This window comes from Pseudomonas sp. B34(2017) (genome assembly GCF_002112915.1).
Classification (GTDB): domain Bacteria; phylum Pseudomonadota; class Gammaproteobacteria; order Pseudomonadales; family Pseudomonadaceae; genus Aquipseudomonas; species Aquipseudomonas pharyngis.
This window is the reverse complement of record NZ_NEJA01000006.1, coordinates 243,552-268,373: the sequence shown is the minus strand read 5'-3', so window position 1 is coordinate 268,373 and position 24,822 is coordinate 243,552. Positions and strand designations below refer to the sequence as shown.

Here is a 24,822-nt window from a genome sequence, read left to right as displayed (position 1 = left end):
GAGCCGACATGACCCAGCCAACGCCGCGCTCCCGCGCCCTGGGCATGCACCTGATTCTGGTGCTGGTCACCTGCCTGCTCGGCAGCCAGGTGCTCATCGCCCATCAGGCACAGCCCGACGGCGCCAGTGAATCCGCCACCCCGTGGGGTGGCGACTATTTCCCCAACATCCTGCTGACCGACCAGGACGGTCGGCAGGTGCGGTTTTTCGATGACCTGATCAAAGACAAGGTGGTGGTGATCAACTTCATCTTCACCTCGTGCAGCGACTCCTGCCCGCTGGAAACCGCGCGCCTGCGCCAGGTGCAGAAACTGCTGGGGGACCGGGTCGGGAAAGACATCTTTTTCTACTCGATCACCATCGATCCGCTGAGCGACACCCCCGAAGTGCTCAAGGCCTATGCGCAACGCTTCAAGGTCGGCCCTGGCTGGAAATTCCTCACCGGCGAGTTCGAAGACGTCACCGAGCTGCGCAAGAAGCTCGGGCTGTTCATCGAAGGCGTCGACAACGGCCGGACCAAGGATCACAACCTGAGCCTGATCGTCGGTAACCAGAGCACCGGGCGCTGGATGAAAGCCTCGCCGTTCGAGAACCCTTGGATCCTCGCCGACCAGCTCGCCAACACCTTGCAGAACTGGAAGCAGGCCAGCAGCGAAGAAAGCTATGCCGATGCCCCGCAGATTCGTCCGCCGAGCAATGGCGAAGAGCTGTTCCGCACCCGCTGCGCTTCGTGCCACAGCCTCGGCCCGCAGGACGGCGAAGGCATCGGCATGCGCAACATCGGCCCGGACCTGATCGGCGTGACCCGCCAGCGTGACCCGGCCTGGCTCAATCGCTGGATCCGCGAACCGGATCGTGTACTGGCGGAGAAAGATCCGATCGCGCTGCAACTGTTCGAGCAATACGAGCGCATCCCGATGCCCAATCTGCGCCTGGACGAGGCCTCGGCGCAGTCGATCATCGACTTTTTGAGTGCCGAAACCGAGCGTCAGCATCCGTCCGTGCAACCCTTGGCCGACGGGGCCTTGACGCCAGTAAAACCGGCTTCTGCCAGCGAAACGGTGAGTCGTATGCAGTAGCGGCTAAATAGCATCATTGAACCGTGTGTCACGGTCATTGCCACCTACACTCATTCGAGAGGGCGGCTGTAACCGGCTCGATACCAGAACGCCAGGGCATCCCCATGCAACGACTGGAAGAACAGAAAACATCGGCACCGAACCTCGCGCTGGCGGCCATCAAGAGCTGGGGCGGGCAGTTCAATCTGCTGCGCTGGTTTTCGCTGGCGAGTTTTTTCATCATCGCGGCCGTGGCGCTGGGGCTGGGCTATATCTCCACGCGCTTCGTGGTCACCGAAAGCGTGGAGCGCGATGCGCTGCTCACCGCGCAATTCGTGCAGGCCATCGGCGATGCGGAAATGCGCCATGCCAACATCACGCCGCAGCGGACCATGGGCGAGATGCTCGACCCGCGCCAGGATCACAGCTACCCCGACGTTGATCTGCTGGCTCATGCAATGGCCCGTGCCGAGTTTCTCGATCATGTCGAACACCTGCCCGACGTTTTGCTGGCCACGGTGTATGCCCTGGATCGCACGATTATCTGGTCGACCAACCCCGAGCTGATCAACGTCAGGATCGAAGATGACGACGAGCTGGACGAGTCGTTCGAAATGAAAGTGCCGGTGTCTTCCAGCTACCACAAGATCGACGATGAAAAACCCGAACAGCGGCTGTCCCGCGAACCCAAATACCTGTTCATCGAAAACTACATCCCGATGTTCAACGCCGACAAAAGCAAAGTCGTCGCCATGGTCGAGATTTATAAGGAGCCGGCCGATCTGGTCGACCGCATCGACCGTGGATTCGCCTCGATCTGGGCCGCGACCATCCTCGGCGGCGCGGTAATTTACCTCGGGTTGTTCTGGATCGTGCGGCGCGCCTCGAGCCTGTTGCAGAGCCAGCAACAGCAACTGATCAGCAACGAGACCTTCGTCGCTTTGGGCGAGATGTCCTCGGCGGTGGCCCACAGCCTGCGCAACCCGCTGGCGACCATTCGTTCCAGTGCCGAACTGGCCCAGGAAATCGCCAGCCCCGGTGCGCAGCGCAACATCGGCGACATCATCAGCCAGGTCGACCGCATGTCGCGCTGGGTGCGCGAGCTGCTGGTGTCATTGCGCCCGATGAGTGATGACGGCGAGGCGGTGGACCTGCTCGCGGCGGTCGAGGACACCCTGGGAGCATTTGACGCGCTGATCCGGCGCAATGGCGTCGAAGTGCGATTCACGCCACAAGATTGCCCGCCGGTGGTCAGTCAACAGGTGCTGCTCACGCAAATTCTCAATAGCCTGTTTGCCAATGCCCTGGAAGCGATGCCCAGAGGCGGCGTGCTCAGTGTCGAGATTGAAACGACGCAGTCCGGTCAGGTGCGCATGACCCTGAGCGACACCGGCAAAGGCATGAGCGCGCAGCAGCAACAACAGGTGTTCAAACCGTTTTTCACCACCAAACAGGGCGGCCTCGGGGTCGGCCTGGCGCTGGTCAAGCGAATCATGGAGCGGTTTCAGGGTTCGGTCGTGCTGACCAGCCGCGAGCAGGAAGGAACCCGCGTCAGTCTCAACTTTAGAGTGGCATCGGGAGGGGAATATGGAACACAGCATTCTGCTGGTCGAGGATGACGAACTGTTGGCCGAGAATATTCAGACCTACCTGGAGCGCAAAGACTTCGAGGTGACAGTCTGCCACTCGGCCGAGGACGCGCTGGGGCAACTGGAAAGCTTCATGCCGGACATCGTCCTGACCGACAACTCGCTGCCGGGCATGAGCGGTCACGATCTGATCCAGAAGCTGCGCATCAGCGCGCCGGACCTGAAAGTGATCATGATGACCGGTTACGGCAACGTCGAAGACGCGGTGGTCGCGATGAAGGAGGGCGCCTTTCATTACGTCACCAAACCGGTCGCGCTGCCGGAACTCAAACTGCTGCTGGACAAGGCCCTGGCCACCGAACGGATGGAGCGCACGCTGTCGTTCTACCAGGAGCGCGAGGCGCAGAAATCCGGGGTGCAGGCGCTGATCGGCGAGTCAGCGCCGATGCTGCATCTGAAGAACACCATCGGCCAGTTGCTCGACGCCGAGCGGCGCATGGCCAACGGCGATCTGCCGCCGGTGCTGGTGGAGGGCGAAACCGGTACCGGCAAGGAACTGGTCGCCCGCGCGCTGCATTTCGACGGCGCGCGCAGCAAAGGCCCGTTCATTGAATTCAACTGCGCGTCGATTCCGGCCAATCTGGTGGAATCGGAATTGTTCGGCCACGAGAAAGGTGCGTTCACCGATGCCAAGGACCGCCGGGTCGGGCTGGTGGAAGCCGCTGATGGCGGCACGCTGTTTCTCGACGAGATCGGCGAAATGGATCTGGTGCTCCAGGCCAAACTGCTGAAACTGCTGGAGGATCGCACCATTCGCCGGGTCGGTTCGGTGAAGGAGCGCAAGGTCAACCTGCGGGTGATCAGCGCCACCAATTGCAACCTTGAGCAGATGGTCCAGCAGGGCAAGTTCCGCCGTGATCTGTTTTTCCGGCTGCGGATCATCTCGATCAAGGTCCCGCGTCTGTACGCCCGGGGCGAAGACATCCTGCTGCTGGCCCGGCACTTCCTCGCCAGCCACGGCAAGCGCTATGGCAAACCGAACCTGCATTTCAGCGATCAGGCCGAAGAGCTGCTGCTCAGTTACACCTGGCCGGGCAACGTGCGCGAGCTGCGCAACATGCTTGAACAGACCGTGCTGCTGGCGCCAAACGACACCATCGCCGCGCATCAACTGAACGTGTGCATGAGCCTGTGCGATGAGTTGCCGCCGCAACATCAGCACGAGGTGCAGCACCCGCACTTCGAACCTCGCCCGGCGAGCAACACCGAATCGATGAACCTGCCGGAAGTCGAGCGCGACATGGTGCGCAAGATGCTCGACAAGACCGACTGGAACGTCACCAAATCGGCGCGCCTGCTGGGCCTGAGCCGCGACATGCTGCGCTACCGCATCGAAAAGCTCGGCCTGGCGCGCCCGGACAAGCGTCAGTGGTAAACGGCGTTGCTGCGTGGATTCGGCGGGCTCAGGCATTCGAGCACGCACGTCGGGTCCAGCACTTCGTCGTTGACGTAAATGCCGCGCTCGGCATCGTAGGTGCGGATAAACACCCGCACCGTCGCATCGGCTACGGTCGGCAGTTGCGAGTCCTGGAATACATGGCGATCCGGGATAACGATGAAATCCTGTGGCGGCGTGTCATCGAACGGCCGGGGCGGCTGGGCCGACAGCGACGGTGGAGCAGGGTGGGCAAAGGGCTGGTCCGCCCCGTAGTAGTTGAAATTGCTGTCCAGCGCCTGCGCCTGGGCGGCGGCGAGCAGACAGGCGGACAACAGCAGTCGATTGAACATTCCCATGGCAGCACCTGTGGAAGCGGATTTCCCCAAGGCTATTAACTATAGCTGTCCGTGGTGCACGGCGTTGGTGCAGGCGTGGTCGGCTTACAAGTTCGCAACAACCTGTAGCGCGAGGCTGAACTAGACTCGGGCCGCTCAATTGTGAGCATCCCCCGGAGTGCGCCATGGAAGTGCCAAACAATAAAAACGCCGTCGAGAGCAATCGTCAGGCGTGGAATGATTCCGCCCGTCATCACCAGGACTCACCCGATTGGCAGGCCTTGCTGACCGAGGTTACGCAGGCGGATTTTTCCTGCCTCGACGACACCCTGCGCGGTTTGCTCGAGCAGGTCGGTGTCGATGGCAAAGACGTCGTGCAACCGGGTTGCAACAACGGCCGCGAAAGCCTGTCACTGTTCGCCCTCGGCGCGCGGAATGTGGTCGGCATCGATCAGTCCAGCGCGTTTCTCGAACAGGCCCGCGAACTGAACAAGCGTTCGCCGCACAACGCCGAATTCATCGAAGCCGATATTCATCATTTGCCTGAATCGCTGCGCGGCCGTTTTGACGTTGCACTGATCACCATCGGCGTCCTCAACTGGATGCCCGACATCGGCGAATTCTTCCGCCACGTCGCCTCGACCCTCAAACCGGGCGGACAACTGGTGATCTACGAAACCCACCCGTTCCTGGAAATGGTCGATCCCGAGGCCGAAGACCCGTTTCGTCTTGTCAGCTCGTATTTCCGCGAAGAACCGTTCGTGCAGGAAGAGCCGATCGTCTACGTCGGCAAGGTCGAACAGCCGGCGGCGAAGTCTTACTGGTTCGCGCATACCCTCGGCGCGATCTTCACCGCCGCCCTCGAGGCCGGCCTGAACATCACGCACTTCAAGGAATACCCGCACTCGAACCGGGAAGAAGTGTATGACCAGTACCAGAACCGCGAGGCGCAGATGCCGATGTGTTTTACGTGGGTGGGGGTGAAGCGCTGAGGCAGCTACAAGAGGGGGAGGTGAGAGGTGCTGTCTCTTTTTCGGTGAGTCGGATACGGGCTTGCGTCACGTATCCGATTGCTCGAAACAACTCTTCGTCGTCACCTTCTGCCAGTACCTGAGAGAGGTACTCACGGATGGCATTCAGATCAACCAGCAATGTCGTCATTTCAAAGTCGGATGTGTTTTGTTCCATCGGTTTGTCTCTGCGTTTCTGCATGAATGTATTCATTCACATGATTGCGAGCAGCCAGATGGAGCTGAAACTGAATGACGCTGGTTCCTGTACGAGAGTAGGAAGATTCTGCGACGCCGTCCCGGCCGTCGCAGGTTAAACCCGTCAAGCCTGCGCAGCCGCCGTCACCACCGGCCGTCCCGGTTTGCGCAGCGGGTCCAGGCGTGAGCCTTCGTAGCGCGTTTCTCGGAAGAACCGCCATTTGCCGAACAGGCAATAGACGTGGGTGACGCGGCCCTGTTCGTGGTAGCCCATGCGGATGTGCAGTTTCAGCGCCGGGATGTTGTGGGTTTCGCAGACGTCCACCACCTTGTTGCAACCCTGGGCGGCCATGGCTTCCCAGAGGGCGACCTGCACGTCCACCGACAGGCTGCTGCCGAAGTAGGCGCGGATCATTTCACCGCCGAACTCGAAGAACTCGCCGGGTTTGACCGGGAAGGTGCAGCCGTAATAGTGGCGGTCGTGGTAGTCGCGAATACTGCCCCAGATGAACCCGACCGCATGGCCGTCGGCATCCAGGTACATGTGCCCGGTGTGGCCCTCGTTGGCCAGTTCGGCCATGGTCTGCACCCGGTCACCGAAGTGTTTGGCGAACGCGCCGGCATTCTGTGCGGTGATGTCGACCTTGCGCAGGCCGTCGTAGGGGCGCAGCTTGTGCGGCGGTACCGGGCTGACCAGGTCGCGCTCCATCCACAACAGCTCCCAATGGAAGAACACGTAGCGTTTCCACAACGTGCCGAAGGTGCGGCCCAGGCCTTTTTGCTTGATACGTTCACGCAGCTTTTCAATGACGCTCATGATGCCCTCCGAGGCCGGAGCCCGGGTGTTGTGGATGACGCTGTTGTGGGTATAGATCAAGCCGGCAAATGCATGTCAAAGCGCCGGCTTTGAAAATATTGCAAGTTGTGTAACGGCTCAGATCGCCTCGGCACCCCGCAAAAAATCCTTGTTCAGATCGGCATAGGAAACCCGTGGAACCCCCGTCAGCCGCTGCTCTAGCAAGCGGCTCAGGGACTCTCCGGGTTGCAGATACGCGTCACCGAAATCCGCCCCGAGCTGGTTTGGATGAGCGACGATTTCCAGCACGCCGTCGGTCGGCGCGGGGGCGTTGCGCAGGTCGACCGGGGTGCAGACGTAATCGGCCGTGACCCCGGCCAATCCCTGCAATCGGCGGTTGAGCAACCCCTTGAACAGGCGCTTGGGCAGGCTGAGGTTTTGCCCCTGGTTGCGCGCCAGGCGCACGGGCACCCCTTGATGGGCGGCGAAGCGCGCGACGATCTCGCCGATCGGCCAGATGTTGTGCACGTGCTGATGCGAATCGAGGTGGCTGGGACGCACGCCGTGATCGACGCAGCGCTGCCACTGCGCCTGCAATTCTTCCTGCACCGCCTCGCGGTCTTCGCGGCTCAGCCACAGGCTGTGGCGAGGCAGGTTGAGGTCGAACACGCCGTGGCTGTCGCAGAAGGTGCGGCGCTCGACAATGGCCCGGCTCAAGGGCCGGCCGTAGGTCAGGTTGAAATGCAGGCCGATCCGGCCCTCCAGCAGCGGCAGCCGGGCCATGGCGCAGGCCGCTTCGAACGCCGGCATGTTGGCCATGGCGGTAGCGGAACTGATGACCCCGGCCTGGAACGCACCGAGGATCACCGCGTTTTCGTTCGGGCTCAGGCCGAAATCGTCAGCGTTGACTATGACTTGGCGTGGCATGTTCGCCCTCCTTGCCGGGGTTGATCACAGGTGTCGCAATGGCAGCCGCTTTGGCCGCCGCACGCTTCGCCCGCCATTGTTGCAACGCAGGTTTGAGCCGGTGCCAGGCGCGCAGCCCGAGCCCCAGCAACAGGCCGCTCGGGCGCCACGAGTAGAAACTCCAGCGCCAGTGCTCCAGTTGCCCGGTCATGCGTTCGTGCAGTTGATGGCTGGAATTTTCCAGGCTGACCCGCGAGGCATCGATCCAGCGCCAGTTGTCGTCCAGCCCCCAGCGAATCCATTCCTCCAGCAACACCCGGCCGCTGCCCAGATCGGCGTACTGCGGCAGGAAGGCGAGGTTGTAATCGTAGAGCCGGCCTTGTTCGAACAGACCGAGTCGATAGCTGATGCAACGTTCGTTGAGTTCCAGCATAACCACGCGCACCCGGCCGGAAGCGGCGAGGGCGGTGAAGGCGTTTTCCATGTAGCGGCGGCTGCGGTCGCTGGCAAAGATCCCGACGCCTTCGTCGCCTTTCCAACTGACCGCTTCGACTTCGCTGATGGCCTGCAGCAACGGGCCCATGCTGGTCGCGTCGGGAATGATCCGCCGGACTTCGGCGCCGCACGCGGCAATCCGCTTGCGCGCCCGGCGCAGTTTGTAGCGCGGATCGCCCGAGACTTCCTGGCGGTCGGCGTCGCTGATCAGGTGCACCGGCACCCGGCAGCTCAAGCGACGTTCGCCGGTGGAGCTGTGGGCCATCCATTCGGTGAGCACGCTTTCGGCGCCGACCGGTTCGGCGATTTCGTTGAGTTGCAACAGGGCGTGGGGCACGCGCTGGCGAATCAGCCGCAGCGCCTGGCGCATGTCTTCGGCGTTCAGCAGTGATAACAGCGCCAGGCGATCGGCCAGGGGATAACCGAGGTGATGCACCACCCGAAAAGGCAATCCGAAAAACCGCTCACGGCTCGCCACCAGCGGCAGGCACAGGCGCAATTCGTCCGCTTCCCAACCCAGCAATACGTGCAGCCGCTCGTGCGTGTCGAGCGCTTGCTCTGCCGCACACAGCCAGTCGAGGCTGTTGAACGGCGTGTGATCCGTCACCCGCAGGCGCAGCGCTTCATAGGCCGCCGCCGGGAAGTCAGGTGCGCACAACGAGGTGCGCCATTCGAATCGCGCCATAGATTCAGGTCACCGTTGCTGTGACAGGTGGACGGGAAGGTTTGCGCAGTGCCTCCAGGCGCGAGCCGCTGTAGCGGGTTTCGCGGTAGAAGCGCCAGCGGCCGAACAGTTTGTAGATGTTCATGATCCGGCCCTGTTCGGTATAGCCCATGCGCAGGTGCAGCTTGAGCGCCGGGATGTTGTGGAATTCGCAGACGTCGACCACCTTGTCGCAGCCCTGGGCGGCCATGGCTTTCCAAAGTTCCAGTTGCAGATCCACCGACAGCTCTGTGCCCCAATACGAGCGGGTCAGTTCGCCGCCGAACTCGAAGAACTCGCCGGCTTTCACCGGAAACAGGCAGCCGTAGTAGTGACGGTCGAAGTAGTCCCGGGCGCTGCCCCAGATGAACGCCACCGCATTGCCCTGATCGTCCAGGTGCATGTGCCCGGTGTGATTTTCCCGGGCCAGTTCCGCCATGGTGCCGACGCGGTCGCCGAAGTGGCGGGCGAAGGCGCTGACGTTGCCCGGGGTGATTTTCACCACCCGCAGCGGCGGGTAAGGCTTGAGGCTGTGGGGCGGTACCGGACTGACCAGATCGCGCTCCATCCACAGCAGTTCCTGATGAGAAAAGACGTAGTGTTTCCAGACCTTTTTCACGGTGGCAGTGAGTCCTTTCTGCCGTAGGTTTTCAGTCAGTTTGCGCAGCATGTTCATGGTCGTTGCTCCTGATGACGAGTCATCGCGCGGCCAAGGGCCAGCGCGGCCGGACATCAACAGGGCGGTCATGAGGCGCTCCAGCTCAGGGCAAACAGGGTCTGTCCCGGCAGCTCGAAGCGCACGCGGCCGTCCTGACAGCGAAACGGCGCGTCGCGGCTGCGGTTGTCGGCGCCGAAGTAGCGCAGCGCGCCGTTGTTCAATGGGCATTTCGCGCCCGCGAGGTCGACATGCTGCAAGCGCGTGCCTTTGTTTACACCGAGCAGCCCGCGCTGATCGTCGCCGGCCATCGCCAGCACATCGACTTCGAACGCGTCGTTCTCCAGCCGCAGCACTTGATGCAGCCAGTGTTGCTGGATGAACTGCTGGGCCAGGCCCACCGGTTTCAACTCGAAGCGGTCATCGCCCAGCACCCGCAACATGCCTTTGGGGTATTGCGGCTCATCGGCGGCCTGAAACCAGTTGAGCATGGTCAGCAAACCGTCCTGGGAGGCGTTGATCACCACCGAGGCCCACCACAGCGAGGTGAAATGGGTTTCCTGATCGTAGGGGCTCAGGCTCGAACCGCTGGACAGGTTGGTCTGGTCCAGCAACAAGGCCTTGCGCGGCTGGCCCTTGGTATCGAGGCCAACCAGATCCGCCGCGCGGCGCACGCTGTCGCGGTACACGCGGGTGGCGAGCAGGTCGCGAATCATCCATTCGTGCCAGGCCAGCGCATCGACCTGATCGGCGGATTCACCGAGCAGGCGCCGGGCCCAGTCGATGCCACGCTTGTTCGCCGCGTTATCGGCGAACGGGCCGTTGATCAGCCGTGAACTGGCCGGCATCGCGATGCGCACGCCGGCCCTGGCATTGGCCGGATCGCTGCGCACTTGCCGGGCCATGCTGGTGAAGATCGAACGGTATTGCTCGTAGCTCGAGTAATTCAGGTTGGGCTCGTCGGCGAACCCGATGTAGTGCGTGCCTTTGCCGCCCAGCGCCCGGGTGCCGGCGAGCCAGGCGTCGAGGCCGCTGTTGCTTTGCACGTCGGCGCGCAGATCGGCCTGGCGCTGACTGCCGGCAAGCAAGGTGATGTCCTGACGAATGCCGAAACGATCCTGATAGACCTGGCGAAACGCATCTTCGAAGTGCGGATTTTTTGCCGTCACGTCGACGAACGTGTAGTAACTGGCGGCCGTCGGTTTCAGTGCATCGAGCACCGGATGGCTGGCGGGCGGCGGCATCACATAGGGCAGGGCGATGCCCAGATCAGGTGTGCGCCCCAGGACTTTGTCGTGCAGGGTCAGGCGCGTCTGGCCGTCGTCCAAGCGCAGCGGTTTGAGCTGTTGCGGGGTCTGTGCGAACAGATTGGCCGTGCCGTCGAGCCAGAACGCCGCTTTGCCGCTGCCTTGCAGACGCAGGCGCCAGATCTGCTCGCGCTGACTGACGGGCAGCGCGAGTTGATCGAACTGCCAATAGGCGCGATAGGGTTTGAGCGACAGTGTCAGGGGCTGCCCGTCGCCGACCCGCTGCGCTTGCAGGGCGCTGACCCCGCCGTGAAACTTGCCCGCCAATATCGCGTGCTCACCGGCGGCGACCTTGAAATACAGCTCATCGCCGTTACGGGTTTCCGCACTGAAATGCACCTTGGCCGGGGCAAACAGCGCCACGGTGGTTTCGTCGTGTTCGACTCGGTAACTGCGGAAGCTGTAGCCGGGGATTTCCAGCTGATAACTCGCGGCACCCGGCGCCAATGGCCAGCTCTGACTGCCACGGGTTTCACTGGCCTTGATGAAACGATCGCCCTGCAGTTGGCCCCGGCCGTCGAGCAGGAAAATGTGCTCTTCGTTGGCCTCTGCCTGCCACGCCGGCGCCCAGCGCACGGTCACCGTGTCAGGGCGATCGGCTTGCAGGTACAGGCTGCCGTCGCGAATGTCGCCCCAACGCATAGACGCCGCGAAGGCGTCCAGCGACAGGCCGAGACCGAGCAGCAGGGCCAGGCCTTTCATGCCGATTTCCGTTGTAAGAAGCGACGCTGCAACATCAGCCACATCGGAGTGAGGTCGCTGGGCAGAATGATCAGGGTTTGCCAGAACGCCACGCCGCTCAGCCGGCAGTACAACACCAGCATCGCCACGGTCACCGCCAGATAAGCAATCGACGAAGCCGCCGCCGCGCCGACGATGCCGTAGGCCGGAATCAGCAGCAGATTCAGCGCAAGGTTGAGCAGCGCGCCAAGCCCCATCATCAACGACACCGTGCCGGGACGGTTCTTGCCGATCAGGTCCAGGCGCAGGATGCTCGCGTAGCACAGGCCCAGCAGTCCCGGCAGCAAGGCCAGCAGCGCCGGATATGCCGGTTGGTAGGCGACGCCGAACAGGGTGACGATCAGCCATTCGCCGATCACGGCCATGGTCAGGCAGGCGCCGAGCATCACCGTGGCGGTCAGACGCAGCGCGAGCGGGGTGACCTTGTCCATGCCTTCGTCCTGTTGCAGCAGGCGTTTCATCAGCGGCGTGGTCACCGCTTCCGGGACGATCAGCAGCAACTCGGCGGCGGCGCTGGCCATCGCGTAATGCCCGAGGGCGGTGCTGCCGAGCAGGGCGCCGATGAACAGGTAATCGGAACGCAGGATCACCTGCTGGAACAGCAGATCCGGATGGCTGCGCGCACTGAAGCGCAGCAGTTCGTTCTGGCTGGCGCGGTCCCATTGCAGCTGCAACGGCTGCGCGCGTTTGAGCCACAACCAACCGACGAGTACCACCAGACTGATGCCGGCCAGCCAACTGATCAGCGCGGCTTCGAGGGCCGCTTCTTTCCACATCCAGAACAGCGCGAGAAACAGCAACAGCGGCGCCAAAGATTCCACCAGTCGCAAGGCATTGAACGCGACCACGCCGCCGGACGCATTGTGCAAGGTCAGCAGACCGCTTTTCAGTACGGTCAACGGCACCGCCAGCAGCAACAACCACGCCAGCAGACCCAGTTGCATGGTCACGTCCAGTTCACTGCCGAACTCGCGCACCAGCGCCACTACCAGCAAGGTCAACAGACCCGCGAGCAAACAACCGAACACCAGCACTTGAGCCAGTAGCAAACCCATCGGCCGCTGCTTGGCCGCCTGATAACCGACCGCCGAATTCAAGCCGCCGCTGGTGGCCGCGCTGATCAGATCCGGCAGGGTGCTGAGCAGGGCGAACAGGCCCCGTTCGCTGGGGCCGAGAATTCGCGCCAGCAGCACATTCCTCAGCAGGCGCAGGGCGATCATCGCCAGTTTGGTGCCCATGCTCAGCGCCAGGTGCTTGAGGTAACTGCCTCGACTCATGGCCGCGCCCCGCGATAGATCCGCCACGACAGCAGTTGCGGATTGCGCGCGGTGCGCTGGCTGACACCGAAGCGCGGCAGGTTCAGCGGATCGCCGGTACCGCGATAGATGCCACTGCCGGTGCCCAGCGCAAACGGGAAATCGTGATTGGCGATCTGTTCGCGCACCCGCTCATCGTTGTCTCCGTTGGGGTAGCAATACACCGGCAGCGGCCGGTTGCAGCCATTGAGCATGGCATTGCGGCTGCGGCTGATTTCTTCGCCCAGGCGCACATCGTCAAGGCCGGTGAGGATGGCGTGACTGGCGCCGTGGGGGCCGAACCGCACCAGCCCCGACGCTTCCATCGCCCGCACCTGATGCCAGTCCAGCGCTTGTGGCAACGACTCCTGCGGACACTCGTCGGTCAGACGTTCGAGTATCTTCGGATCGAGCGCCTTGAGGCTTTGCAGATAATGCAACAGGGTCAGACTGCGGCGATCCACATCGATGTCGTCCAGCAGCACTGGCAACGGCTGGCCGGCGGCACGCAGGCATTCGATCAGGTGCGTGCGGGCTTTTTCACCATGGCTGCCCCACAGGGTTTCGCCGATGCTTTCCCACCAGAAGCGCTGGCGGCTGCCGATGAAATCGGTGGAGAGAAAAATGCTCGCCGGCACCTGATGTTTCTGCAGCAACGGGAAGGCGTTGGCGGCGTTATCGCGCCAGCCGTCGTCGAAGGTCAATGCCACTTGCGGACGCTCGGTGCGCAAGGCGTTGGGCTGCAGGATTTCCATCAGCGGCACGCAATCGAAATGCTTGCGCAGCCACACCAGCAAGTGTTCGAAGGCCTTGGGCCCGACGCACAGTTCGTTGCGGTGCGGCAGGTCGGCGGCGCGGTCGTTGGACAGCACCCGGTGGAGCATCAGGATCACGCCGGCGCCGTGCAGCTGGTTGCGACCCACCGACGAGTTGAGATAAAGCCAGCCGCTGGTGCGTTTAATCAGTTGCTTGATCGCCATGGCTCGATCCCTCTCAACGGTTTTGGTCAGGGTTCCACTGGGCATAACGCTGGCCGCGCAGGAACTGCCACAGGCCGATGCTCATGCCCGCCAGTGTCACCAGCAGGAACGCCGCAAGGCGGAACGGCTTGGGCAAGCGGTGTTGCGAATCCAGCAGGCCGGCAATCGCGATGGCATAGCCGACCACTTGCGCGATCAGGCTCAGGCGATAGAAACCGTGGTCTTCCCACAGCCAGAAATTGCTCAGCAGCAGCGGCAGCAACAGGATCGGCGCCAGGCGCCGGATCAACTTGTGGCTGATCAGCGCAATCGAATACAGCCCGTGCTTGAACGGATTGAGCAGCTCGCTGCGTTGCGCCAGGCTTTGCAGGCCGCCGACGGTGACCCGCTGGCGCCGGCGGAATTGCTTGTCGGCTTCGTCCACGCCGTGGTCGATCACTTGCGCTTCGGGCACGTAGACGATGCGTTTGAATTTGACCGGTGCGCAGGTGCTGATGAAGAAGTCGTCGTTGACCTCCGCCGGCACGTTCTCGAACAGTTCCCGGCGCAAGGCCAGCAGGGCGCCGTCGGCGGAGACCATGCAGCCGGTACGGTTCTCGACCCGACGCAACCAGCCCTCGTAGTGCCGATAAAGGCTGTCGCCGATGCTCAGTCCGCCGCCGGTTACCGGAATCACCATGTGCCCGGCGCAGGCGCCGACCTGCGGATCGCTCAGGGGCGCCAGCAGGTAGCCGAGGGTTTCCCGCGACCATTGGTTGTCAGCGTCGGTGAACACCAGAATGTCGCCCGTGGCCAGCGCCGCACCGGCATTCAGCGTGGCGGCCTTGCCCTGGCGGGGCAGGTCGAGCACGGTGATTCGCGGGTCGACGACCTTGTGCGCGCAGGCCACGGTGTCGTCGGTGGAACCGTCGCTGGCCAGGATGATTTGCAGGGTCGCCGGCTGATAATCCTGGGACAGCAACGAGCGCAGCTTGTGTTCGATATGCCGCGCCTCGTTGTGGGCGGCGATCACGATGCTGACGTTCAGCGGCGGTGCCGGGCTGTGGCGCCACGCCGGGAACAGCGGCGCGAGCAGCGTCAGCAGCAGCGGGTAGCCGACATAGGCGTAGGCCGGCAGCAGCAGGCACATCCAGAAAATGAATTCAGCCACGGGCAGGCCTCCTGGCGTTCCAATGACACAGACTGAGAATGAACGCGGCGCCCGCCAGGTGCAGGCGCAGCCAGTGCAGGCCCCACAGTTGCAGGGTCAGGCAGACGTTGTGGTGCTTGGCGCTCTGACGCACGCTGAGCACCAGCCCCGGCACCAGCGTCAGCATCACCATGATCACGGCGTGGTGGGGAAAGCCGTCGAGCAGCGCGGATATCGCCAGGAAATCCAGAATCCAGACGAAGATCGACAGCATCGGAAACCGCAACAGGCGCAGGCTGAAACCATGACTGCGCAGCAGTTGCAGGTGGCTGCCCTGACGCCACAGTTCCTTGCCCATCCACTCGCGCCAGTTCATTTCGTAACCCCAGTGCAGCGCGACGTTCTCATTGATCGACAGCAGTCGGGCGCCGTGTTCGCGCAGGCGCAGGGTGAATTCCTTGTCTTCGCCGGTGCGCAGGGTTTCGTTGAAACCGCCGACCTTGTCGAACCAGCTTCTGCGCATCAGCAGGTTGGAACTGGGCAGCCAGTCGACGACGTGGCTGGTGTGGGTGCTCGGGCGCAAGGTCCGGCGCTGCCAGGCAGTGGCGTACCACGGCGCGGCGGCGGGGGTATGCAGGTCGAGACCGAAGACATCGGCCTGGCCACTGGCTTCGATGTCGAACAATGGGCGCAGCCAGTCTTCCGGCATTTCGATGTCGGCATCGATGAACGCCAGCCATTCCCCGGTGGCGATGGCGGTGCCACGATTGCGCAACGCGCCGATCAGCAGGCCTGGCATCATCAGTACGTGGGCGCCGAACTGCCGGGCGATCTGCGGCCCTTCGTCACTCGATCCGTTGTCGACGACGATCAGTTCGCATTCGACATCCGCCGCGTGCGCCGCTTTTTGCGCGGCCAGCAAGGTGCGGCCAATGTGCCGGGCCTCGTTGTACATCGGAATGACGATACTGATCCGGCTCATGTCCTGCTCTCCGTCAGCGGCGCTTGTTCGGCTTTGAGGCGCAGAACGCTGGTCATGGCGAGCATGATCCACACGTATTTCTGGTTCGGCGCGCTGAGGAACATCAGGAACAGCGTCAGCGACAGAAAACTCACCCCCAGATGGGTCATCAGATCCGCCTGTTGCCAGTCACGTCGCAGCATCCACGCCTTGCGCGCCTGCATCAGGTTGTACAGACCCAGCGCGAGCATGCCGACGAACATCAATCCGGCGGGCACCCCCAGTTCGCTGAAGATTTCCAGGTAGGTGTTATGCGCCCGGCGATACAGGTCCCCGATCTTGCGGTTGGCGGAAAACGCCTTGGCGTAACCGGTGGTGGCGTAGTGCAGCGGGAAAGTGCCGGGGCCGGAGCCGAGCAGCGGGTTCTCGCGGATCATCTGGCCACCGACCACGATGTATGAGGCGCGGCGACCGAGGGATTCGTCGTTGTGGCCCTTGGCGCCGGCGCTCAACACGCTGAGGGACTGGATGCGCGCGATGTAACCGGCGGGCATCGCGTAGATCGCCAGCGGAATCACGATCGCCGCACCGAGCATGGCAAAGCCGAGGTGACGCGGACGAATCCGTGCCAGTTGCGCGCGGTAGTGCCAGCAACCGATCACCAGACTCAAGGCCAGCACCACCAGCCCGGAGCGCGATTCGGTCTTGGTCATGCCGCCGAGCAACAGCAGGCAGCAACCGCCCCAGAACAGACGATGCAACAGGTTCGGGCTGCGGATGACAAGCAATAGCCCCAGCGGAATGGCGAAGGCGATGAGCAGGGCGAAGGCGTTGGGGTCTTCGAGCAGGCCGGCGGCGCGGCCCTGATCCTGGAATTTGCTGGAGAACATGGCCATGGCGCAGGTCGTGCTGACGGCCAGGGTCACCAGCCGGGCGAACAGGTCGAGGTTCAGCTCGCGGCCGATCAGCAGGGTGATGACAAACAGAATCAGGCCGACGCTGATTTCCCGCAGATGACCCAGCGACATGCCCATGTCATCGGTGTTGAGCAGGCTCAGAAAGTACAGAACCATGAAGGCGATCAGAAAACGCCAGATATTGCTGCGCAGGCGATCCGAGGGAATCTGGTGCATCGCCAGTTGCAGCATCAGGATCACCGCCAGCGAAGCGCCGATCAGTTTGCTGCCCGACAGTGAACTGTCCTTGAAGAAACCCTCGAACGGCACCAGGGCGACGATGCCGAGCAGGCCCCAGGTCGGTTTGCGGTAAAGCACTGCGAATCCGACCAGGCCGATGACTGCGCCCGGCGCCAGATAGGGCCAGGGGCTGGCCAGCAGAGCGATGCAGGCCAGACCCAGCAGACTGACGATCGAGAGTGGGAAAATCATGCGCGTGCCTCCCGTGCCGTGCGGATGTACAGCTGCGACCAGCGTTCGGCCAGGGCCTTGAGGTCGTAGCGGTCCTGTTGCGTGCGTTTTGCGTTGTCGCGCAGTTGCCGCGCGAGGCCAGGCTCGGACAGCAACGTGTCGAGCTGGCGGGCGAGGGCGGCGCTGTCGGTGGGGGCCGCAAGCAAACCGTTGTGGCGATGCTCCAGCACGTCGGGAATCCCGCCGACGCCGAACGCCACCACCGGCACCCCGGCCTGCATCGCTTCCAGCAGAATCATCGGCGTGCCTTCGGTGCGCGAGCTGATCACCAGCGCATCGAGTTGTTGCCACCAGGGGCGCATGTCGGTCTGGTAACCCGGCAGGCGGATGCACTGCTGCAATCCGGCGGCGTCGATCCTTGCCTGCAAGTCTTCGCGTTCCGGGCCGTCGCCGAGCATCACCGCGTCGAGTTGCGGGTGCTGGTGACACAGCGGGATCAGCGCGTCGAGAAACAGATCCGGGCCTTTCTCACTGCTCAAGCGCCCGACGTAACCGGCGAGCCAGCGTGGTCCTGGCGCATCGCAAGGCAGGGCGGCCGCTGCCGGCAATCCGTTGGGAATCACCTGCAACTTCTCAGCGCTCACGCTGGCCTGACGGTGCAACACCGCGATGCTTTCGGCGACACACACCACCCGATCCACCGACGCCGTGCGGCACAGTTGCAGGCTCAGCCAGGTGTAGAACTTCTGCTTGCGGCTGCGCGGGGTGAAGCCGTGTTGGGTGATGACCAGCGGCAGGCGCAACAGTGTGGCGCCGACCCAACCGAACAACAGCCCTTTGAAATTGTGAGTGTTGATCAACGGACGTTCACTGCGCCGCTGACGCAAGTGCCGCAGCAGGGCACCCAGCCCCGCGCAGCCTTGCGCATCAACGCCAGCCTCGCGAAAGCGCGCGATCAGTTCCGGCGGCGCATCGAGGAACAGCACCTGGTGCTGCCCCGGCGTCGCCAGGCAATGATCGAGCAACATCCGCTCGGCACCATAGAACCCGCCGCTGCTGAGCAAATGCATGATCGGCAGCGCGGCGTTCTGGGTAGAGGACATGTTCAATTGCGCACCCAGTGTACGAAGCTCGGCACGGTCCAGTTCTTGTGCGGGTTGCTCGGTTGCGCGTTCTGATCGTTGATCACCAACAGCACCGGCAGGCCCAGCTCGTGGCTGATTTGCGCCGGGTGTTTGAAGCGGTGGTCGAAGAACTCACGCACGTAGACCAGTGCAATCGCCAGCAACAGACCGGTGAACAACCCGAACGGAATGATCAGCATCGGTTTGGGAAACGCCGCTTCGGTCGGCTCGAACGGCGGGCTCAACACCCGGGCGTTGGACAGGTCATCGCTCAGCGAGCGGGTGGTGCTGCTTTCGGCAAAACGCTGGGCGTAGGTCGAGAACGCGGCGTGCAGGGCATCGATCTCGGTATCCATCTGCCGCAGCTTGCTCTGGGTTTGCTGCAGCTCGCGGATACGGTTCTTGAACTCAGCGATGCGCGCGGTTTTCTGATCGATCACCTGCTGGACCACCGCCAGATCGTTGGTGCGTTCCTGGATACGGTTGCTCACCACCTTGAGGAACTGCTGGCGAGTGCGGGCAATCTGCTCGCGGGTCAGCAACATCGGTTCACTGCTGGGCTGGAACACCGCCAGATCGTTCATGTAGCGGCTGACCTGGGTGGTCAGTTGCTCGCCCATCTGTTTGATTTCCCGGTCCTCGAACGCCACGTTGTCGACCGTGGTGGTGAAGGTGTAGGGGAAGGTGTAGTCGTTAAGTTTGCTGTTACTGGCGGCGGCCAGCGCGGTCTTCAGGTACTCGAGCCAGCGCTGGCTTTGCAGCAGGCGGTCGCGATACAGGTTCAGCGCCTGCTCTTCGGTGTTGATCGCGTTGAGGCGGAAGGTGATTTCCTCCTTCGGATCCGACGCACCGACACTTTCCAGCAACGCCTGGCGATTGCCTTCCAATCCATCGAGACTCACCTGATACAGGTGTTTCTTGGTTTCGTAGAACGATTGCGGCAGGTCGATCGATTGCAGCGCCTGACGGCTCACCAGATAGTTCTGCAACAGGGCAGAGACGAAGGTCGTGCCTTGATGCGGATCGGGGAAGCTGTAGATGATCGAGATCACGTTGGAGCCAGGCAGGGTCTCGATTTTCAGGCTGTCTATCGCATCCTGGGTCAGCGCATCGAGCGCGGTGTCACGCACCGGATCGGTCTCAAGCCCCAGGGTGTTGCGCACGGGGTTGATCACGTACTGGCGCAGCGGCGAACTGATGTAGCGCTTGAACGGCTCGCTCACCAACTTGTTGAACATCCCGGGCGACGGGGTGTATTCGCCCTTGTCGCGCAGTTCGCTGATGGTCTGACGGATCAGCGCCGGCGAACGCAGGATGTTGCTCTCGGTTTCCATGTCCGCCAGCGACGGCGGGATGAAGGTGGCGTTGTCCACAGTGAGCGACGTGGTGGCGTCGCCCTGTGAAAGTTTTTTCGACTGCACGATCACCTGAGCGGTGATATCGAAGGTCTGCTTGAGCAGCAGCGGCAGCACCAGCGCGATCACTGCAAAGATCAGGAAGACCCGTTTCACCAGTTGCTTGTTGGCGAAGAAGATCCTGAAGAACTCATGCAGGTAATTTTCCTTTGGATTCATGATCGGTCACCTGAGAGTCAGTTGTTGTTGCTGTCTTTGTTGTCGACGCGGTAGCCGAAGCTGAAGCCCACACCCTGGAACAGCACCACGTCGGCCAGTTGCCGGGCGAGTTCGCCGGCGCTGGCCAGTTTGGTTTTCGGCACGTACAGCATGTCATCCGGTTGCAGGTAGGCGATTTGCGGCGCCTCGCCCGACAACGCTTTCTCGACGTCGTAGCGCACGGCCTGCACCTGATTGCCGTTGCGGCGCATGATCACCACCGAATCGAGCCGCGCTTTGACGTTGGTGCCGCGCGCCAGGGTCAGCGCCTCAAGCACCGACACCGGCCGGCGAATCGGATAGGAACCCGGCTGGCCGACCTCACCCAGCACGTAGATTTCGTTGCCGGCGGTGGACTTGAGCAGTACGTCCACGGTCATCCGGCCCGGCAGTTGCGCGTACTTCTTGTTGAGGAAGGCTTCGAGCTGGTTGACGGTCATGCCTTGCAGCGGCACCGCGCCGATTTCCGGGAAGCTCGCGTAGCCGTCGGTGCCGACGGTGATCTCGCGGCTCATGCCGGTGGCCGGGTGGTTGAGGGCGCTTTTCAGGTTCTGCTCGTTGGTCAGCGGGCTGATGATCTGCACTGTCAACTGATTGCGGTTGGGCTGGAACAACTGTTTGCGTTGATAGGCGCGCTGGATTTCCTGGCGCGCTTCTTCACTGGTCAGCCCGGCGATTTTCACCGAGGTGTTGGCGCCCGGCAGTTCGATGGTGCCGTCCGGCAGCACCAACTGGTTGCCATTGAGCTGGCTGGCAGCGGTGAAGTTAAGGCCGATCTGGTCCCCCGACTGCACGCGATAAGCGTCCGAGCCGCTGGTGCTGATGTGGAAGATCACGTCCAGCACATCCTGCGGGCGCAGGGTCTGCTCGACCTTCGGCATGTCGGTGGCCTGGGCGTTGGCCGGGGTAGCGGTGAGAATATTCACCGGCATGTTCTGGGTTTCGGAGGTGCTCGAGCAGCCTGCAAGCGGCAGCATCAGCAGCACAAGAATCCTGGCGTTCATGGCGTCATCCTTTGCGGTTGCTTACAGGTTTTTGTAGAGCCATTTAGGCATGTAGTACTTGCGTCGGTTGAACACGCTGCCGACCACTTTCGCCCCGGCCTGGGTCAAGCGCTGGACCGCCGCCTGGGCAACTTCCCAGCGAGTGTCTTCGGCGCGTACCACGAACACCACGCCGTCGACCTGGGTGCTGATGACCAGCGTGTCGGCCGCCGAATACACCGCGTCGCCGTCGATCACCACAAAGCGGTACTGGCTGCCCAGTTGATCGAGCAACGGGCTCAGACGCTCGGCGGTCAGGTGTTCCAGGGTGCGGATCGGCCGGCCGTTGGGCAGCACGTGGAATGGCAGGCTCGACACCTGCACCACGCAGTCCTGCAACAGCGGCGGGTTGTCCGGGTTGAACAACAGGTCGCGCAGGCCGCGCTCCTTGCTCAGGTTCAGTTGCTGGGTCAGGTTGCTCGCCGACTGGCTGGCGTCGACGTACAGCACCTGGCCGCTGCTCATCTGCGCCAGTTGACTGGCCATGGCCAGGGCGCTGGTGGTGGTGCCGGCGCCGGGGTTGGCGGCGGTCAGGAACAGGATCCGCAGATCCAGGTCCAGCACGGTCGAGGTCAGGTTCGACTCGCTGGGGCTGGCGATGCTCAGGCTTTTGTTGGTTGAACCGTCCATTAGCTTGCTCCGTGGCCGCTGAATACTTTGAAGGGGGTTTTCAACAGAATCTTCAGATCAAGCAGTAGGCTCTGCTCGGCGATATAGCTGAGGTCCAACTCAACGCGCTGGTCGAAGTCGATATTGCTGCGTCCGGAGATCTGCCACAGGCCGGTCATGCCGGGGTAGATCGCCAGACGAGCGAGGTGACTGTCCTTGTAGCGGTAGGTGTTGAACGAGGTCGGACGAGGGCCGACCAGGCGCATGTCGCCGGTCACTACATTGATGAGGTTGGGAAGCTCGTCGAGGCTGGTGCGCCGCAGGAAGCCGCCGATCCCGGTGATGCGCGGGTCCTGGTCGATCTTGAAGTCGATGGCGTCGGCACCGTGCTTGTTCAGGTGGCGCAGCGACTCCTTGAGCTCTTCGGCGTTGGCGACCATGGTCCGGAACTTGTACATGCCGAACTTGCGGCCGCGATAGCCGGTGCGTTTCTGCACGAACATTACCGGGCCTTTGCTGGTGAACTTGATGGCCAGCGCCAGACCGATCAGCAGCGGCGAAATCATCAGCAGAATCATCAGGGCGCCGAGACAGGCGACCACCCGATTGGTGCGCGACAGTTGCCACGGCCGGCCACCTTCTCGACCGGTCATCCAGCCCTGGCCCTGGCGGTGGATTGCCGCGTCGAGGCGCATTCGCTGTTCCGGATCCATGCGTTTGTCACGCACCAGTTGTTGGATCGGTATACCTTTCTCAAGTCCAGTCATGGAGTCCTCCGCTGATGTTCAGCCGCGAACGGCGCGTGGGCGATAGGCAGTGGGGTAGTAATCGCGGAACCAGGCGACAAACCGCCCCAGTCCCTCATCCAGCTCTATCCGGGGCTGAAACCCGGTGGCCTGGGCCAGGTCGCTGGCCTCGGCGCAGGTATTGAGTACGTCGCCCGGTTGCAGCGGCAGCAGATCGACCACGGCTTTCTGGCCGAGGTGTTTTTCCAGCAGGGCGAGGTAGGTTTTCAGCGCCACCGGGTGCTGGCCGCCGATGTTGAACAAGCGCCACGGCGCCATGCTGCTGGCCGGGTCGGGTTGTTCGCGGTTCCACTCGGGATTGGCCCGGGGTGCCCGCTCGATCAGGCGTGCGATGCTTTCGATGATGTCGTCGATGTAGGTGAAATCGCGCTGATGCTCGCCGTAGTTGAACAGCTTCAGCGGCGAGCCTTCGCTGATGGCCTTGGCGAACTGGATCGGCGACATGTCCGGCCGGCCCCACGGCCCGTAGACCGTGAAAAAGCGCAGCCCGGTGCAAGCGATGCCGAACAGATGGCTGTAGCTGTGGGCCATCAATTCATTGGCTTTCTTGGTCGCGGCGTACAGCGACAGCGGGTGATTGACGCCGTCCTGCACCGAATACGGTGTGCGCTGGTTGGCGCCGTACACCGAACTGGACGAGGCGTAGATAAGGTGCTCGACCGGGTACTGGCGGCAGCATTCCAGGATGTTGAGGAAACCATCGAGGTTGCTGTGCAGATAGGCCCGTGGATTTTCCAGCGAATAGCGCACCCCGGCCTGCGCCGCGAGGTGCACCACCACTTGTGGTCGTTCACTGCTGAACAGTGCTTGCAGCGCCGACGCGTCGGCCAGATCAATCGTGGCAAGCTGGAAATCTCCAATTTGCTTGCGCACCCAGTCCACCCGATCGTGCTTGAGCTGGGGATCGTAGTAGCCGTTGAAATTGTCCAGGCCGATCACCTGATGCCCGTCGCGCACCAGCCGCAGCACGCAATGAGCACCAATGAACCCGGCCGCACCGGTGACGAGGATTTTCATGGCCGCAACCCGTCAGGCGCGATGTGGCGCAGACCGATGCCGCTGTAGTGCAGGCCGGCGGCCGCCACTTGTTCCGGGTTGTAGAGGTTGCGTCCGTCGATGATGACTTTGGAACGCAGCTTGCTGGCCAGCAGCTCGAAATCCACCACGCGGAAATTCTTCCATTCGGTGCAGATCACCAGTGCGTCGGCATCCTCGAGGGTGTCGTCGCGGGTGGCGCACAGGTGCAGGTCATTGCGGTAACCGTAAATGCGCCGGCACTCGGACATCGCTTCCGGATCGTAGGCCTGCACGCTGGCGCCTTCGGCCCACAGCGCCTCCATCAGATAACGGCTCGGGGCTTCGCGCATGTCATCGGTGTTCGGCTTGAACGCCAGGCCCCAGATCGCGATCGACTTGCCGGCCAGGCCTTGAGGGAATTGCGCCCTGAGTTTGCTGAACAGAATGTGCCGTTGCGCGTCATTGACGTCGGTGACGCTGCGCAGAAGTTTCAATGGCATGCCGTTGTGTTCGGCGGTGTGCAGCAGGGCGCGCAGGTCCTTGGGAAAGCACGAGCCACCGAAGCCGCAGCCCGGGTAGATGAAGTGATAGCCGATGCGCGGGTCGGAGCCGATGCCCTTGCGCACCGCTTCGATGTCGGCGCCGAGCAGTTCGGTGAGGTTGGCCAGCTCGTTCATGAAGCTGATGCGGGTGGCGAGCATGGCGTTGGCCGCGTACTTGGTCAGCTCGGCGCTGCGGTTGTCCATGAACATCAGTTTTTCGTGGTTGCGGCAGAACGGCGCGTACAGCTCGCTCATCTGCTCGCGGGCCAGGTCGTCGCGAGTGCCGACGATGATCCGGTCCGGCCGCATGCAGTCGGCGAGGGCGCTGCCTTCCTTGAGAAATTCCGGGTTGGACACCACCCGCACTGCCAGAGCGCTTTTGCCGCGCCGTTGCAGTTCTTCTTCGGCGGTGTGCAGCACCTGATCGGCCGTGCCGACCGGCACCGTGGATTTGATGATCAACGTGCGATCGTCTTCCATGAAGCTTGCGATCTGCCGCGCCACGTTGAGCACATGGCTGAGGTCGGCGGAGCCGTCTTCGTCGGCCGGCGTACCCACGGCGATGAAGATCAGTTCGGCGTGTTCCACCGCATCGCTGGCCTGGGTGCTGAACAATAAACGCCCGGCCTTGATGTTTTCTTCCAAAGTTGCCGAAAGACCCGGTTCGCTAATAGGCGGTACCGCCTGTTGCAGTTGTTTAATCTTGTTCGGGTCAATATCGACGCACAATACGCGATGTCCGACATCGGCAAGTGCGGCTGCTTGTATCAGGCCAACATAGCCCGTACCAAATACGCTCACGTCCATATTGGCGTGCCTCGTAAGACGGTGATGGAAGATTGAAAATGGAACTGTCAAAAGGGGTATAGCGCAGCGTGGGAAAAGCGTGTCAGCAAAATGACATGTTGCAAGGGTATAACACCCCCATTTTTGGGGGCGAAAGGCCATCAAGTGCTTGCTGTAGCTGGATTTGTCCCGTTCTTGACGTGTTCGAAGAAAACGATAAACGGTCGTAGGCCACGTATTACAAGGGTTTTAACGACTTGGGTGTGTCAGATTTGAGTCAACGTTTTTTTGACGCTTTTTGATTATGTCCGACATTTCT

23 protein-coding genes are annotated in these 24,822 nt (G+C 62.3%); 4 read left to right on the top strand and 19 right to left on the bottom strand.

What is annotated here, in order from left to right:
• Window positions 1-8: 8 nt before the first annotated feature.
• From CAF80_RS20545 to CAF80_RS20535, 3 genes are all read left to right on the top strand, one after another.
• The gene (locus tag CAF80_RS20545) at window positions 9-1,079 is read left to right on the top strand and encodes an SCO family protein (RefSeq protein ID WP_235375876.1); all 1,071 of its coding nucleotides are present in this window, start codon (window positions 9-11) and stop codon (window positions 1,077-1,079) included.
• A gap of 104 nt (window positions 1,080-1,183) precedes the next feature.
• Entirely contained in the window at window positions 1,184-2,677 is a 1,494-nt protein-coding gene (locus tag CAF80_RS20540) for a HAMP domain-containing sensor histidine kinase (RefSeq protein WP_074687743.1), read from the top strand.
• Window positions 2,646-4,082, top strand: a complete 1,437-nt coding sequence (locus CAF80_RS20535; RefSeq protein ID WP_039767735.1) for a sigma-54 dependent transcriptional regulator — start codon at window positions 2,646-2,648, stop codon at window positions 4,080-4,082. Before CAF80_RS20540 ends, CAF80_RS20535 begins: the two co-directional genes overlap by 32 nt.
• On the opposite strand, the gene CAF80_RS20530 is transcribed toward CAF80_RS20535, so the two are convergent.
• A complete protein-coding gene (locus CAF80_RS20530; protein WP_039767737.1) occupies window positions 4,073-4,441 on the bottom strand; it encodes a hypothetical protein in 369 nt (122 codons plus the stop codon). The genes CAF80_RS20535 and CAF80_RS20530 overlap by 10 nt on opposite strands.
• 164 nt (window positions 4,442-4,605) lie before the next feature.
• On the opposite strand from CAF80_RS20530, the gene CAF80_RS20525 reads away from it, so the two are divergent.
• Entirely contained in the window at window positions 4,606-5,412 is an 807-nt protein-coding gene (locus CAF80_RS20525) for a bifunctional 2-polyprenyl-6-hydroxyphenol methylase/3-demethylubiquinol 3-O-methyltransferase UbiG (RefSeq protein WP_074687744.1), read from the top strand.
• Here the strand turns inward: CAF80_RS20525 and CAF80_RS29280 are convergent.
• From CAF80_RS29280 to CAF80_RS20440, 18 genes are all read right to left on the bottom strand, one after another.
• Window positions 5,387-5,608 (bottom strand): hypothetical protein, encoded by a 222-nt coding sequence (locus CAF80_RS29280; protein ID WP_371855267.1) that lies wholly within the window; start codon window positions 5,606-5,608, stop codon window positions 5,387-5,389. The two genes, CAF80_RS20525 and CAF80_RS29280, sit on opposite strands and share 26 nt — an antisense overlap.
• 144 nt (window positions 5,609-5,752) lie before the next feature.
• The gene (locus CAF80_RS20520; RefSeq protein ID WP_074687891.1) at window positions 5,753-6,445 is read right to left on the bottom strand and encodes a GNAT family N-acetyltransferase; all 693 of its coding nucleotides are present in this window, start codon (window positions 6,443-6,445) and stop codon (window positions 5,753-5,755) included.
• A gap of 117 nt (window positions 6,446-6,562) precedes the next feature.
• Entirely contained in the window at window positions 6,563-7,351 is a 789-nt protein-coding gene (locus tag CAF80_RS20515; RefSeq protein WP_085667916.1) for a ChbG/HpnK family deacetylase, read from the bottom strand.
• Entirely contained in the window at window positions 7,323-8,510 is a 1,188-nt protein-coding gene (locus tag CAF80_RS20510; RefSeq protein WP_039767745.1) for a GNAT family N-acetyltransferase, read from the bottom strand. The genes CAF80_RS20515 and CAF80_RS20510 overlap by 29 nt, the downstream gene beginning before the upstream one ends.
• Window positions 8,511-8,514: 4 nt before the next feature.
• The gene (locus CAF80_RS20505) at window positions 8,515-9,204 is read right to left on the bottom strand and encodes a GNAT family N-acetyltransferase (RefSeq protein ID WP_074687746.1); all 690 of its coding nucleotides are present in this window, start codon (window positions 9,202-9,204) and stop codon (window positions 8,515-8,517) included.
• A gap of 68 nt (window positions 9,205-9,272) precedes the next feature.
• The gene (locus CAF80_RS20500) at window positions 9,273-11,192 is read right to left on the bottom strand and encodes a hypothetical protein (protein ID WP_074687747.1); all 1,920 of its coding nucleotides are present in this window, start codon (window positions 11,190-11,192) and stop codon (window positions 9,273-9,275) included.
• Complete coding sequence (locus tag CAF80_RS20495) at window positions 11,189-12,508, bottom strand: lipopolysaccharide biosynthesis protein (protein WP_074687748.1); 1,320 nt, start codon at window positions 12,506-12,508, stop codon at window positions 11,189-11,191. The genes CAF80_RS20500 and CAF80_RS20495 overlap by 4 nt, the downstream gene beginning before the upstream one ends.
• On the bottom strand, window positions 12,505-13,506 hold the full coding sequence (locus tag CAF80_RS20490; protein WP_085667844.1) for a polysaccharide deacetylase family protein: 1,002 nt from the start codon (window positions 13,504-13,506) through the stop codon (window positions 12,505-12,507). The genes CAF80_RS20495 and CAF80_RS20490 overlap by 4 nt, the downstream gene beginning before the upstream one ends.
• Window positions 13,507-13,519: 13 nt before the next feature.
• The gene (locus tag CAF80_RS20485; RefSeq protein WP_074687750.1) at window positions 13,520-14,656 is read right to left on the bottom strand and encodes a glycosyltransferase; all 1,137 of its coding nucleotides are present in this window, start codon (window positions 14,654-14,656) and stop codon (window positions 13,520-13,522) included.
• Window positions 14,649-15,617: a glycosyltransferase gene (locus CAF80_RS20480; RefSeq protein WP_074687751.1), complete on the bottom strand. Its 969-nt coding sequence runs from the start codon at window positions 15,615-15,617 to the stop codon at window positions 14,649-14,651. The genes CAF80_RS20485 and CAF80_RS20480 overlap by 8 nt, the downstream gene beginning before the upstream one ends.
• Entirely contained in the window at window positions 15,614-16,984 is a 1,371-nt protein-coding gene (locus CAF80_RS20475; RefSeq protein ID WP_074687752.1) for an O-antigen ligase, read from the bottom strand. The genes CAF80_RS20480 and CAF80_RS20475 overlap by 4 nt, the downstream gene beginning before the upstream one ends.
• Entirely contained in the window at window positions 16,981-18,066 is a 1,086-nt protein-coding gene (locus CAF80_RS20470) for a glycosyltransferase family 4 protein (RefSeq protein WP_170844898.1), read from the bottom strand. The genes CAF80_RS20475 and CAF80_RS20470 overlap by 4 nt, the downstream gene beginning before the upstream one ends.
• Before the next feature lie 2 nt (window positions 18,067-18,068).
• Window positions 18,069-19,661: a Wzz/FepE/Etk N-terminal domain-containing protein gene (locus CAF80_RS20465; protein WP_074687754.1), complete on the bottom strand. Its 1,593-nt coding sequence runs from the start codon at window positions 19,659-19,661 to the stop codon at window positions 18,069-18,071.
• 17 nt (window positions 19,662-19,678) lie between these two features.
• Entirely contained in the window at window positions 19,679-20,704 is a 1,026-nt protein-coding gene (locus tag CAF80_RS20460; RefSeq protein WP_064378938.1) for a polysaccharide biosynthesis/export family protein, read from the bottom strand.
• Between the two features lie 21 nt (window positions 20,705-20,725).
• On the bottom strand, window positions 20,726-21,373 hold the full coding sequence (locus tag CAF80_RS20455) for a CpsD/CapB family tyrosine-protein kinase (protein WP_039767764.1): 648 nt from the start codon (window positions 21,371-21,373) through the stop codon (window positions 20,726-20,728).
• Entirely contained in the window at window positions 21,373-22,119 is a 747-nt protein-coding gene (locus tag CAF80_RS20450) for a sugar transferase (RefSeq protein WP_039767766.1), read from the bottom strand. The genes CAF80_RS20455 and CAF80_RS20450 overlap by 1 nt, the downstream gene beginning before the upstream one ends.
• An 18-nt stretch (window positions 22,120-22,137) precedes the next feature.
• Entirely contained in the window at window positions 22,138-23,175 is a 1,038-nt protein-coding gene (locus CAF80_RS20445) for an NAD-dependent epimerase (RefSeq protein ID WP_074687755.1), read from the bottom strand.
• Window positions 23,172-24,524, bottom strand: coding sequence for a UDP-glucose/GDP-mannose dehydrogenase family protein (locus CAF80_RS20440; protein WP_074687756.1), 1,353 nt, complete (start codon window positions 24,522-24,524; stop codon window positions 23,172-23,174). The genes CAF80_RS20445 and CAF80_RS20440 overlap by 4 nt, the downstream gene beginning before the upstream one ends.
• Between the last annotated feature and the right edge of the window lie 298 nt (window positions 24,525-24,822).